At 51.5% G+C, this 12,306-nt stretch carries 13 protein-coding genes; all 13 read left to right on the forward strand.

Annotated elements, in window-relative coordinates:
• Positions 1-603: hypothetical protein (locus Q0605_RS03285; protein ID WP_298704217.1), on the forward strand; the 603-nt coding region annotated here is incomplete at its 5' end.
• Entirely contained in the window at positions 603-2,012 is a 1,410-nt protein-coding gene (locus Q0605_RS03290; RefSeq protein ID WP_298704219.1) for a hypothetical protein, read from the forward strand. The genes Q0605_RS03285 and Q0605_RS03290, both read left to right, overlap by 1 nt.
• Before the next feature lies 1 nt (position 2,013).
• Positions 2,014-2,541, forward strand: coding sequence for a hypothetical protein (locus Q0605_RS03295; protein ID WP_298704220.1), 528 nt, complete (start codon positions 2,014-2,016; stop codon positions 2,539-2,541).
• Positions 2,542-2,551: 10 nt separating this feature from the next.
• The gene (locus tag Q0605_RS03300) at positions 2,552-2,914 is read left to right on the forward strand and encodes a hypothetical protein (protein ID WP_298704222.1); all 363 of its coding nucleotides are present in this window, start codon (positions 2,552-2,554) and stop codon (positions 2,912-2,914) included.
• Positions 2,911-3,264, forward strand: coding sequence for a hypothetical protein (locus tag Q0605_RS03305; RefSeq protein WP_298704224.1), 354 nt, complete (start codon positions 2,911-2,913; stop codon positions 3,262-3,264). Before Q0605_RS03300 ends, Q0605_RS03305 begins: the two co-directional genes overlap by 4 nt.
• On the forward strand, positions 3,248-3,604 hold the full coding sequence (locus Q0605_RS03310) for a hypothetical protein (RefSeq protein WP_298704226.1): 357 nt from the start codon (positions 3,248-3,250) through the stop codon (positions 3,602-3,604). The genes Q0605_RS03305 and Q0605_RS03310 overlap by 17 nt, the downstream gene beginning before the upstream one ends.
• Positions 3,585-4,004: a DUF5675 family protein gene (locus Q0605_RS03315; RefSeq protein WP_298704228.1), complete on the forward strand. Its 420-nt coding sequence runs from the start codon at positions 3,585-3,587 to the stop codon at positions 4,002-4,004. The genes Q0605_RS03310 and Q0605_RS03315 overlap by 20 nt, the downstream gene beginning before the upstream one ends.
• The gene (locus Q0605_RS03320) at positions 4,001-4,441 is read left to right on the forward strand and encodes a lysozyme (protein ID WP_298704230.1); all 441 of its coding nucleotides are present in this window, start codon (positions 4,001-4,003) and stop codon (positions 4,439-4,441) included. Before Q0605_RS03315 ends, Q0605_RS03320 begins: the two co-directional genes overlap by 4 nt.
• The gene (locus tag Q0605_RS03325) at positions 4,434-5,063 is read left to right on the forward strand and encodes a hypothetical protein (protein ID WP_298704232.1); all 630 of its coding nucleotides are present in this window, start codon (positions 4,434-4,436) and stop codon (positions 5,061-5,063) included. Before Q0605_RS03320 ends, Q0605_RS03325 begins: the two co-directional genes overlap by 8 nt.
• Positions 5,060-6,637: a hypothetical protein gene (locus tag Q0605_RS03330; protein ID WP_298704234.1), complete on the forward strand. Its 1,578-nt coding sequence runs from the start codon at positions 5,060-5,062 to the stop codon at positions 6,635-6,637. Before Q0605_RS03325 ends, Q0605_RS03330 begins: the two co-directional genes overlap by 4 nt.
• 78 nt (positions 6,638-6,715) lie before the next feature.
• Entirely contained in the window at positions 6,716-6,958 is a 243-nt protein-coding gene (locus tag Q0605_RS03335; RefSeq protein ID WP_297921036.1) for a hypothetical protein, read from the forward strand.
• A gap of 57 nt (positions 6,959-7,015) precedes the next feature.
• Positions 7,016-7,888 (forward strand): hypothetical protein, encoded by an 873-nt coding sequence (locus tag Q0605_RS03340; RefSeq protein ID WP_298704236.1) that lies wholly within the window; start codon positions 7,016-7,018, stop codon positions 7,886-7,888.
• The coding region (locus Q0605_RS03345) for an LPD23 domain-containing protein (RefSeq protein WP_363317208.1) at positions 7,888-12,306 on the forward strand (4,419 nt) is incomplete at its 3' end. The genes Q0605_RS03340 and Q0605_RS03345, both read left to right, overlap by 1 nt.

Here is a 12,306-nt window from a genome sequence, read left to right on the forward strand (position 1 = left end):
ATCGCGACCCGCCCGGACGTCTTGGCTCCGAGCGATGAGGAGATCAAGACGCTGATGGGCGAAGCGGCGCTGGAGATTTGCAAGGCTATCACTCCGCTTGAGATGATCGAGATAGATCACCGCAGCTTCGAGGTCGCGTATCACTTGGGGGGCGACTACTTCGTGAGAAAATTTAAGCTTCCCACAAAGGATAGCGACGAGATCGATTTCAAAGACGATAGTTTGATAAGCGCTCTGCTTTACGGAATCGCCGCGAAACGCGGACGAGACGATTTTTATCAAAAATATAGGAGCTTTTATCAAAGATCGCTCTGTGAATACGAGCTAAATAATTTCGATGAAAACACGCCCGATCTGCCTACCGCGCTTGCGCGGAGCGGATATCTAAAGCCCTACGGCGTTGATTACGCGCTATCTAGCATATATATCTTTGCGCCGGAGTTTCTTGCTAAGCTTGATTTCTGGCTTGCAGACGTCGCCCGTGCGCGTAATCTTTCGTGGCGAAACTTCATTTATGACTTTATTAAATTTCAAAATAAACAGCTCGATCGCGCCGATCTGGCGGCGCTGGATAAGATAATGAAAGAGAAGGTAAAACCGTAATGGCGGATAAAGAATTTACGCAAATTTGCAAAGAAGTCCTCGCCGCCGCGGAAAAAATAACGCCGCTTGCCGAGCAGGCGGGGAAGCTCGTAGAGCAGATAGAGCAGCAGAAGTCGGAGCTGCAAGCCGCCGTAGCTTCCGCGAACGAAGCGATGAGAAAGGCTCTGCAAAGCGCAAACGAGCAAGCCTCACAGACCCTCGCTGCGGCGCAGAGCCAAGCTGAGCAGACCGCAAACCTTGCCAAAGAGGCGACCGAGCAAAACGCCGCGAGCGCAAAGAGCGCGCAGCAGAAAGCGGCGGAGATCCTCGCATCCATAGAAAAACTTCAAGAGCAGATCAAAGCTACCGCAGACAAGGTAGAAAACGCGGGCGCGCTTCTTACGGAGCTGAACTCACTTAAGGAGCAGATTAAGACCCTGCTTCAAAACGGAATCATCAACGACGAGGCACAAAGCGCCACTCAAACTTATAGTTCAAATTTGATCGAGCGGAAGCTAGAGACCAAAGCGGGCGTGGGGTATGGCTACTCAAAGATTGAGGCGAATGCGAAATTTGAGACCCTCGCACAGGGCGTAAACACTGCAATAAGCGCCGCCGCAGCAGCTCAAAGCAGCGCAGCCGGTAAGCTCGGCAAAGACGAGCAAGCAGCGGATAGCAAAAAACTGGGCGGAGCGGAAGCCGAGAAATTTCTGCGCGCCGACGTAAAAAGCGTCGCGGCTCTGGGCGTCGGCATCGGCGCGAACGGATCGGATATCGCGCCGAGCGGAAACGATCTGCGGGTTTTCAGCGCCAAAAAGGGGGGCAAGGTCATCCTGCGCGGCACCGGAAGCGACGCCGTCGCGCGCGATATAAAACTCAATCCGAGCAATGCCGTAATCGAGCTTGGTAATTTCAAATTTCAAGGAAGCCTCGGCGGAGCGAGCGCCGTTTTTGATCAGACGGCGCTGGTGCCGTTTTTTAAGGCGGATAATCTCTGGCGCGCCGTAAGCTTCGCAAAACTTGCAAGTACGGTCTATGACGTAAATGAAACGGAGATCGCCAAGGAGCTCGGTAAAAAGCTGGGTAAAGACGAAGCCGCGTCCGATAGTGCGAAACTAATCGGCGTGGAAGGGGCAAACTTTCACCGCAAAGACGGCGCCAATGGCTCAAAAATTACGACGATAACAAGCCTTGAAGTGGATTTGACTCAAGGAGATAATTTTGTCCTAAATTTAGGCGCGCCGGGCAAGCTGACTTTGAAAAACGGCGCGGTCGGGCAGAGCGGAGCGCTGATAGTGCGAAACGCTACGAATATCACGGGCTACGATGCGGCGCTCGGCTTTCGAGTAGTGCCTACTGGGCTCAAGGCTACCGAGGTATTTGCATACTTTGTAGTGAGTGAAAACGAAATCAAAATAGGAAGGGTATGAGATGAAAATTCTATTTTTGGTAGCAATGATAGCAGCTATAGCAGCCGTAGCGATATGGATGTCGAAACGGCGCAAAGGCTCGGCAAGACCGAGCGAATCACAGAAAAAGGACGATGATATGACGCATATACTTATGCCCGCTGGCAGCGATGGAGATTTTAGAGGACTCGTGTATCAAAATAGCGGGTCAATTACGGCATATGAATCTGGAACAGCCATTGCCCTAAGTAATCTGAACGACGGCTTCAACGGAACGCTTGAGCTACGCGCAATTTTGATAGATTTTGCAGAAGCCGAAGGGGGCGTAGGAACCGCAGCAGCGCTTAAAATAGATATCAACGTAAAAGGCGGGAGTGGCTACGGGCAAAGTGAAAGCCTACGGGTTTATGGCCATTTTCACTCCGGGGAGTATGAGGAAGTTTCCGTTAATGTTTCGGCTTTTATAGAAAACAAAACTCTAACGCTTCAAACCGACAATCCAGACATCGTTTTGGGCTACAGAAATATCACTATCACGGCGAAAGACTAGGCGGCGTAAAATGTTTAATTTTAAAATTTATCTCGGAATCATCGGCGCGCTAATCCTTGCCTGCCTTGCGCTGGTGGGGTGGAACCATAATTTAAAGGGCAAGATCGAGCAGCTAAATAAAGACCTAGTATTCGCCAAAACGCAAGAGATCATCAGCTCCTCGAATTTGCAGGCTTGCAACGCAAAGATCGATCTGCAAAACGCCAAATTTGAAGAGATCGCTCTGCAAAACGAAAAGCTCAAAGCCGCGGAGCCGATCATCAAAAAAGAGATAGAGACGAGATACAAGCCGATAAATGTGCCGATAAGGGACGCAAAATGCGAAAAGAAGCTGAAATTCTATGAGGAAATATTCAGGGAGATGGGCAGATGAAAACAGGACAGCTATATATGCCGCAGTATTCAAAGCCTCTGCGCAAGACGTTTTTGATGGATAAAAACTACCAAAAAGAGCTGGCTAGGCACAAGCGAGAGTATATCATCAGATTTGTTCTCTTTCTGATAGGGCTGGCGCTGTGCGTATCTCTTAGCGGGTGTGCGAAGCGAGAACCCATAGTAAGGACGGAATATAAGGACGTCCTCGTTCCGATAAAGTGCAAAGTGAGCCTCCCTGCAAAGCCTAAATTTGATTCAAGCAATATGCAAAGCGCGGTCGAGCTGGCAACATACTATCAAACCTGCGAAGCGCTCCTGAAGGAGTGCGCGAATGTGGGGGATCGATAAAGAAGTGTGGAACTACATACTTGTAGGGGTCATAAGTTTTTTGGGCTCGATGCTGGGGATCGGCAGCGGCAATATGAAGCTGCGAGGATCGGGCGGGCAAAAGGTCATATCGTGGCTCGTGGCGGTGGGCTCATCGATGCTGTTTGCATTTGTGAGCTACGCGGTGCTGAGCGAGTTTATGCCCGGCAGCCCTAAGACCTGCATAGCCCTAAGCGGTGCGGTGGCTTGGTTCGGCGCCGATTGGGTCAGGGCAAAAATAAACAGCTTCTTGTCGAAAAAGATTAAAAATTTAAAAGATACGGATTTTGAAAGGACAAATTATGAGGATCAAAATAAATAGATTTAAAAATATCCCCGACGGCACGATTGGGAAACTCACGATAACGGACGACGGGAAGAGGCTTTTTGAATGCTTTACCCTAGAGCCGGCAGGACCCGATACGACCGAACGGGGCACGGATAGACGCATCCCTGCGGGGCGCTATAAAATGGAGTGGCACGCTAGCTCGAGGCAGAAGCGAATGTGTCCGCTTCTGTGGAATGAGAGCGTGCCGAAAGACAGATATATTTTGATCCATACGGGCAACTGCCCACAAGAAACATCAGGGTGTATCATCGTAGGCGACGGGCACAACGCCGCGGGAGTGACAAACTCCGTGCGGACATACAATTCGTTTTTCAAAATTTGCGTAGGCAAACACATAGAATTCATAGAGATCACAAACGAGGAGGGGATATGAGCCTCATCGAAAATATCAAAACCCATGAGGGCTATCGCAGAGAGATATACAAAGATAGCGTAGGCAAACCCACCGTGGGATATGGCTTTTTGGTAGCCGCTCTTAGCCCTGACGAACTCAAACTCAATGGCGGCAAGGCGGAGCCGATGAGTAAAGAGGTAGCGGAAAAAATCCTAAATTTGAAAGTTGCTAGGCTGCGAAAGCGAGTGCCGGAGTGTTTGCCGTGGCTGGCTAGCAAGCCGCAGGGCGTGCAGGATACCATCCTCGAAATGGCGTATCAGCTAGACATTGCAAAGCTGCTTGGCTTTAGATATACCCTGAAATGCATCGAAGCGGGAGACTACGCTCAGGCGACAAAAAACCTGCGCGCGAGCTTGCTCTATCGCCAAACTCCGCGCCGAGTCGAGGACTATATAAGGGGGCTGCGAGATGGCTGATTTCAAAGAAGCGTATAGCGAGCTTTACAGGCGCGTGCTCGGCGATACTATGGCGAACGACACGCCGTATCAAAAATTTACCGCCAAAATCGATGAATATTTTGAGAAATACGGGCTTGCGAACGACAAAAAATTTGAGATGCTTTGTAGCACCTTAGTATCGATGACGCAGAGCGTAACGACGAGCAGCCAAGAGATCGCCCTGCGGCTTCTAAGCGAAAGCGAGGAGTTGCCTTTACGAAAAAAACAGCTCGAAGCTCAAACGAACTTACTCGGCAAACAGATAGAAACCGAGCAGCTAAAGATCGATCTGCAAAGGCAGCGAATGCCGCTTGAGATAAAGCAGCTCAAGCTTCAAAAAGATATGCTCGCCGCTCAAATCGACAAGACAAGGGGCGATCTAGCCCTTGCCAAGGCGCAGCAGGAAGCGATAAATAGGCAGGTCAAGGACAACCGTCTAATCAAAGGCGGCAGCGTGATCGGCGACTTTCTGCAAAACACGCTCAATGGCGGCTTGACGGTGCCTTCGGATATGAACAAGGTGCTTTTTAACATCATCGCCACTCTGCTCAAAGATGAGCTAACGAACATCATGCCGGGGAACTTCGAGATCAAAAAATGAGAACTCTCATCGCCGTAAACGATAGCCTAGACATCGCCTCTCGCGATGACTTCAACCCGGTTAATCCTCTTGCGGGGCAGAACTTCGACATATTCTACGCAGGCAGCGCGGGATATATCGCAGGCACGAAGCCCTCGCCGAATCTTGAGGGGCTATTTATGGAGAACGGCTCGGTAAGACTTAGCGATACGATACTATCACTGAATGAGGACTTCGCGGCGTTTGCGCTAAGCCCGATTTCGAGCGAGCTAAATATAGGCGGGCACGGCAGCGCGGCGTATGAAAATATCAAACAGGCGGTGCGAAAGCTACAGCTGGGATTCGGACTATTACAAATCCCGCAAAGCTCCTTTTCTTCGTCCGCCCCCTCGGGCGGCGGCACGGGCGTGCGCGAGATCGAAAGCGAGAATCTGCGAAGAATCGCGGGCGAGATCGGGCAGTATTACGGCGGCGCAACGGGGCGCTATTTCGCCGAATCGCTGATCGATTGGAAATTTAGCTCGGACGCGCTCGTGGACGCGGTATTTCAAGACACGATAGGCGCTATCGCCGATTATGCCGGCAAGCTGATCTCAAGAGGCGGCACGATAGCCTCAAATATCGGCGGCTTCGGCGCTAGCTTTTTAATCAAAGAGCTATTTACGGAGATTTACGAGGTCGCCACGGGCAAGGATTTAAGCTTCGGCTTCGGCGGAGAGAGACTGGCAAATCTAAAAACGGGCGGCTCGGGGCTGAACGTGTATTCAAAGCCCCTAAGCTTTAGCGAGTGGCTGGATTCGCTCTTTAGCAACACCACCGAGCTCGTGGATTCAAACTTCCGCCCGGTCGGAACCTACAATTCGAGCACGGGGACGTATTCGCTTTTCAGCGGAGCGCAGTTTAACGCAAGAGGCGAAAGTATCGGATACGTAGGCGGCGCGGCTTTTGGTTTGGCGCTCGCGACTCTGGGCTTTGGGTATGCGCTAAGCGCGTTGCAAGCGCGCTCGGGTGCAGCTACGACCTCTTTGGTATCGCTCGGCGGAATGGCGGCGGGCTTTGCCGCTGCGGCTCTAGCGCAAAAGCCGCTAACCTACGGCGGATATACCTATCAAACAAAAACCGATCTCTGGAGGGCTCCGAGCGGCAAAAGCATAGCCACTAGCACTCTTGCGGGGGAGATACCAGAGAAAAAAAAGTTCGCTAACCCTCCGCTTGAACAGTTTGATAATTCTACGGATGACGAATTACAACTCGCCGCGCAAAATTCCCCCGATTTTAATATGTATTGGGAGATAACGCCATGGAAAGAGATCCGCCCGGTTCTTCGGCTCATAGATCTTGACGCCGACGAAGTGGGTCTTGCAATAGATGCTCTTGTAACTTTTTATGAGCATCTAATTGTTTTTTCTAGTTCGTCGCAAACACAAAGGCTCGCAGAGAGAGCGGCTATGGAGATTTCAGCAGAAAAGAATAGATTTATGATTGCCGTATACGAGCAAGAAAATTTTTTAATGAATAGGATTGCGAATTATGAAACCAAGCGCCGCCGCAAAAAAGGCAGCAAAAGCGAACTATACCCCATAATCTACCTCTAAGCTCGGCGCGCCGAAGTTTATAAAAATAAGGATTTTTGGGGCTAAGATCAATAGAAATTCAGTATGAAAGGATAGAAAATGTGGGACTGGCTAAAAAACGTCAAAGGTAGCGACGTATTGACCGGGCTGGGTGCGTTGGCGGGCGGCATCGGTAATGCCTACGCCGCAAGGCAGCAGGCCAAGGCCGCGGAGCGGACATACAATCTCAATGCGGATCTTCTTCGCGAGGAGAGGGCGAGAAAGAAGCAGGCGCAAGCGGCGCTCAATAGCGCTTGGGACGCCTCGCTGTGGAACGCGACGCCGTCCGCATCCACCATCTAGGGCTAGAAATTTATAGGGGCGGATGAGCCCGCCCGCAAGGCATAAGGAGAGCAAAAAATGGCATATTTTGACATCAGATATCTGCGAGAGCCGAGTATAAATCGCGGTGCGGCTCTAGGGCAGGGGGTCGCCGCGATCGGCGATAGCCTCGTAAAGCTCGGCGAGCTTGGACACGCCAGAGAGAAGTTCGATTCAGACCTTGCGCGCCAAGCGCGAGCCGAAAAGATGGAGGCGGATAAATTCGATTGGCTCAAAAACATGGATACTAAAAACTACGGGCTGAAAGAAAAGGAGCTCAACTACGACATACTCAAAGGCGATAGAAGCTATGGGCTTGAAAAACAGAAGCTTGATCACACAATCTTTAAAGACAATAGGGATTATAATTTGGGCGTCGCCAAGCTTAATGCCGAACTCACCGAGCAAGGGCGAAAGCGTATAGAGGACGCCGAGAAAGCGAAAGCCGAGAGGGAACAAGACGCGATAGGGATAGCAGCGATGAGGAAGAAGTTTCCAAACGCCACAAAAGGTATGTCAGACGATGAGATAAAATTTTTCGTGAAAAAGAATTTTAACTCGCTGAACGATATGGAGCAAAATTATTTCAAACCCACTATCCCAGTCGATAGTGCTATCGCGCAAACCATGTGGGACGAGGGCGTAGTGACCCAAAATCCAAACGGAGGTTTTTATATATCTCCTCTGGGTAAAGATTTGATCAAGACAAGAAACGAGATTGAGACTCGCCAAATGGAGCAGCTGGGCAATCCCGATAATCGTCTCTCCAATATCAAAACGCTGGTAGGCGGAGGGATGAGCTTTAGCGATGCCAGTGCTAGGGTAGATAAGGCGATTGAATGGAAAAAGAAAAATCCTAACGCTAAATTTAACTCCTCGCTTGATAGCGATATGGACGACGGAGCGAACTGATGACTGCAAGAGATTTTTTGGGCAACGAGCGGATCGCCGAGCTTGAAAGCAAGGGCTACAGCCCCGAGTATATCAAAGCTCTTGCAAAGGAACAATACGAGGCGAAAAAGAAAGAGCTTGCGGACAGCGGCGTGCGAGAGGACATCGCAAAGATGGCGATCGCTCAAAAGCTCGACGCGGATAATGCCAAAAAGCTCAATGACGAGGCCACGGCGAGCGCGTCTGATAGGTTTTTTAGAAACGCTTTTGACACCAGCGCCGACGAAAAAGCGGTAGATGCTGCGGATCAGAGGTGGCGAGAGCTCAATCCCGACAAGATCGACATCGCAAGCCGCGCCGGACGGCTAGTAAACAGGCTCAACCCTCTAACCCTAGGCCCTAAAATCGCGGGCAAGGCGAGCGACGTCGCGCAAAACGGGCTTGCCGCCGACAGCCTTGATAAGGACTTTGCGTTTTTCGCGGGAGTAGGAAAATTCCCAAATCAATTCGGCCGCGCCGTAAATACAGCGGGCGAATGGGTGTCGGATAAGGCGGGAGCCGAGGGTGCGAAGCAGTTTTTCGGCGAAAACCGTAAATTTTTCGACGACAACGTAAAGGAGCTTGATAAGATCATCGCCGAAAACAACAAAGAGTGGGGAGAGGTCGGCGGGGCGATAGATCCGTTTCTTGCGGCACCCGCCGGGATTTTCACCAAGGGCGCCAAGCTCGCGAATATCGCAAAAAGCGCGGGCACGGGCTTTGCTCTAGGCGTAGGAATGAACGAGCTAAGAAACGCGGGGGATGATAAAATTTCCACCGGGCAGCGACTCGGAGACGACCTTTTAAGCGGTCTGGTGATGGGCGGAGCCAATGCGCTTTTTAGCGCCCTTTCGCGCGGCAAAGTAAATAACGTCTCAAACCTCACGGAGGATCTGCGCGGCACGTCAAAAGCCGCAGACGGCGCAGAGGGGGCGGCACGTGCGGCGGATGATGCAAGAGCGCTTGATGACGCTCTGGACGGGCTGGGAGGCGCGCAAAAAGAGGGCGCGGGCTCCGCTTCGCAAGAGCTCAAGGCGAGCGATGCAGCGCAAGGCGCCCAAGAAGCAAAAGCGGGCGAGCTCGCGAAAATGAATGCGAGCGACGCAGCAGGGGGCGAGCAGGGCGCGGCTCGTGCGGCTGATGATACAGCTTCCGCCCCGCAAGGCGCGCAAGAGATCAAAGTCACAGACGGAGCGCAGGAGATCAAATCGTCCCCGTCCTCTACGGCGCAAGGCGCGCAGAATACCGAAGCCGCGAGCGTGGCGCAATTAAATCTCGATCCGCGAGCGCAGGTAAGGCAGTATCTCAAAACCCAAAACATCGCGGATGACGCCGCAGATGAAATTTTGGGCGAGCTTGACCGCGGTGCGAGCCGCTCGGCGCATTTGAGCGAGAGCGCTTACAAAAAAGTGGACGAGCTTTACGAGCGCGCAAACCGCCTTGAGTGGGCGAGAGAGTATCAAAGACACGTCGCTGATCGCGCGAGCGAGCTAGCCCAGATGAGGACGGACGGAATAGAGCGCTTTGCGGCTATTCAAAGAGAGGCGGAAAAAATCGCAAAGGAAAATCCTACCCTCTCCGCGCGAGCGCAAAGAGAACTTCTAAACTCCCGCATAAAGCCCAGCGAAGCGGAGCTTCGATACACCCGCGCCTACAACGACGGAGTGGATGTCGATCCTATGTATACCGGGCAAAATTTCATTTGGCGGGTGGAAAACGACATCAAAGCTCACCCCTACACCACGGAGCAATACGGCGCGCGTTTGGCGAGCAAAGGTTTCGCCCCCGACGTGCAGGCTGCGGCGATGCAGGCATACGACGACGGAGATATAAAATTTCTAAAAAACTATATCGATGCTAAAGTCGCAAAAGCCGAATACGACGACATCGTAAACAATCAAATGAAAGATTGGATCATCAAAGACGGCAAGATAAGGAGAGTGCAAAATGGCAAAGCAAACGCAGGCGCGCCGCAGCGCGGAGTCCACACAAACGGCGCAGGCGCTGGCGGAAAAGATGAGCGAGTATCAAAGGGCGTTTCTGATCTCGGCGATACTCCAAGCCGAGCGGAGCGGGGATCGGGAGGCGATACGCAGGTATCATCGCAGCGCGGATCTGCTGCTATACTCGGCGGCGAGGATGCAAAAAATGCCGCGGGCGATGAGCTCGTGGGACGATACGGGGCCGCTTCAGGCGATAGCGCAGCTGATGCCGCAGCTTCAAAACAGCGAGTGGTTTCAACACAAGATACGGCAGATCAAGGCAGCGCAGCGCTAAAAAGCGAGCCTCAAGGCGGCGATCTTGCGGCAAAAGAGGGCGCGGGCTCCGCCAAGCAAGGCGCAAAGCTAAACGAGGATATGAAAAAGGGCTTCGTAAACATTAATCTCACCTCTCATCTTGCGGGAGGACTTAGCGGCGGCGCGCTGGGCGCTACCGACGAGGAGGGCAAATTTAGCCCCGAGAGATTTGCAGCGGGCTTCATCGCAGGGCTCGGCGGCGTCGCGGTGATCCGAAAGGGCTTTCGCGCAAGTATGAAAGCCTACGCCGCAAAGCAGGCAAAGACCTATCCAACGCTCGCAAACAAGCGCCCCGATCTTTTCGCGCAAGCCCTAGGCGATGAGATCAGATCTCGCGCCAAAACGACGCTTTTTAATGCCGCCGAGTTTGCCAAGACCAAGGTCGCAAACAAGACGGGGCTAGACTTCGAGCCTCAAATTTTCGCAGGAGAGAAAGCCTACGCCGAGCTGAAATACGCCCCCGTGAAAGCGGATAAGCTGAGCAAAGCGCAGGCTATGGCGAAAGAGGGAAAAAATGAGCTAGAAATTTGGCGAGATACGGGCTGGTTTCGGGACAAAGACGGCGCTTGGAAATTTGAGATCGGCGACGGCGACGCCAAATTAAACCCTAAATTTCAAAGCGGCGGCAAGCTCGGGGATCTGCTAAAGCACGACGAGCTATTTAAGGCCTATCCCGAGTTAAAGGACGTAAAAGTCGTAAAGATGCAAGGCGACGCTCCGTCTGGGGCGATGCTTGCAAAGGATGCGGGGCAAAAGGAAAAGCGCGGCATCTACAACGTGACCTACAATAATAAAATAGCAACCTACATAAAGCAAGACCTAGATCAAATAGAGGGAGCTTTAAGATATGCGAGGGGCGATAGAAGCGAGGGAGCAAAGCATATAAAAATAAGACACCTTAACAATGAGGGCAGCGAAGGATATGTAAGTAAAAAAGAGCTTTTAGATTTAGGCGAGAGCATGCGTAAATATTTAGCAAAGTATAAAGAGCCTTTTATAAATAAACGCAATGCTAGAGTTTATGAATGGCAAGATGACAGGGGGGTGAGATTTAGGCTCGTAGCAAGTAACAAGTCCGCAGGGACGCCTTACACGGCCGAATTACCTCGACCTGCGGACTTTGAGGACATTATAACCTTTTACTCTGACAGAAACCTTAAAAAGCCTATGGAATTTGAAAACCCAAAGGTCAGATATGACGCCAATTTGCAAAATTGGCACGAGCACAGCGCGCCTATCACCAAGAACGCGGACGGAAGCCCGAAAGTGTTTTATCACGGCAGCTCTGCAAAGGATATTACGGAGTTTAAAGGCGAGTTTGATAAGAGCGGATATGGGTTTTGGTTTTCGCAGGAAAAAGAGATTGCGAATGAATTTAGAGAACACGGCAAAATCTATAAAGTCTATCTAAAATCAAACAACCCTATCGATCTATCTTTTCCATACAGCGCAAAAGCGCAAAAGCTTCTGGACGAAGCCGAAGCCAAAGGGATAAACACAGAGCTCTACCCCGATAAACAAAGCGACGGCTTTAAAAAATTTTTGAAGTCGAAAGGCTATGACGGCATAGTTATGCAAGACATCGACGGAGTGGATGCGAAGCCGTATCTTATCGTCTTTGACAGCAATCAGATCAAGCACGTCAAAAATAGCGGCGATTTTAGCGCAAGCCCGAATATCTATCAAAGCGGCGAGGCGGGGTATTTCGACCCGCAAAGTGGCACGATCGCCCTTAAAAATTTAAAAGACAGATCCACGCTGATGCACGAGATCCAACACTGGGTGCAGAGCAAAGAGGGCTTTGCAACGGGCGGTGCTGGCGGCGATGCAAACTACGCGAAGCTGCACGGCGAAGCGGAGGCACGAAATGTGCAGACGCGCCTAGGCTTGGACGATGCCGCAAGAGCGCAGAAAGACCCGCTCAGCACCTTTGACGTTAGCCCGGACGATACGATCGTTTTGAGAGACGGCGGCGTGAATGCAAACGAGGAGCCGCTTAAGTTCAAAGCAAGCGAGATCGAAAATATAGGGGACGAGATCAAAAAGCGCCGCCCAAACATCGAGCAGGAGCTAGAGCAGAGCGTAGAGCAAATTTACAAGGAT

Origin of the sequence: uncultured Campylobacter sp., from assembly GCF_938017705.1 — a bacterium.
In the GTDB taxonomy this organism is placed as follows: Bacteria; Campylobacterota; Campylobacteria; order Campylobacterales; family Campylobacteraceae; genus Campylobacter_B.

What these genes read in the sequence shown, in the direction of transcription:
- Q0605_RS03300 (WP_298704222.1), top strand. Translation starts at nt 2,552, where the DNA reads ATGTTTAATTTTAAAATTTATCTCGGAATCATCGGCGCGCTAATCCTT.
- Q0605_RS03340 (WP_298704236.1), top strand. Translation starts at nt 7,016, where the DNA reads ATGGCATATTTTGACATCAGATATCTGCGAGAGCCGAGTATAAATCGC.
- Q0605_RS03305 (WP_298704224.1), top strand. Translation starts at nt 2,911, where the DNA reads ATGAAAACAGGACAGCTATATATGCCGCAGTATTCAAAGCCTCTGCGC.
- Q0605_RS03330 (WP_298704234.1), top strand. Translation starts at nt 5,060, where the DNA reads ATGAGAACTCTCATCGCCGTAAACGATAGCCTAGACATCGCCTCTCGC.
- Q0605_RS03310 (WP_298704226.1), top strand. Translation starts at nt 3,248, where the DNA reads ATGTGGGGGATCGATAAAGAAGTGTGGAACTACATACTTGTAGGGGTC.
- Q0605_RS03290 (WP_298704219.1), top strand. Translation starts at nt 603, where the DNA reads ATGGCGGATAAAGAATTTACGCAAATTTGCAAAGAAGTCCTCGCCGCC.
- Q0605_RS03320 (WP_298704230.1), top strand. Translation starts at nt 4,001, where the DNA reads ATGAGCCTCATCGAAAATATCAAAACCCATGAGGGCTATCGCAGAGAG.
- Q0605_RS03335 (WP_297921036.1), top strand. Translation starts at nt 6,716, where the DNA reads ATGTGGGACTGGCTAAAAAACGTCAAAGGTAGCGACGTATTGACCGGG.
- Q0605_RS03315 (WP_298704228.1), top strand. Translation starts at nt 3,585, where the DNA reads ATGAGGATCAAAATAAATAGATTTAAAAATATCCCCGACGGCACGATT.
- Q0605_RS03325 (WP_298704232.1), top strand. Translation starts at nt 4,434, where the DNA reads ATGGCTGATTTCAAAGAAGCGTATAGCGAGCTTTACAGGCGCGTGCTC.
- Q0605_RS03295 (WP_298704220.1), top strand. Translation starts at nt 2,014, where the DNA reads ATGAAAATTCTATTTTTGGTAGCAATGATAGCAGCTATAGCAGCCGTA.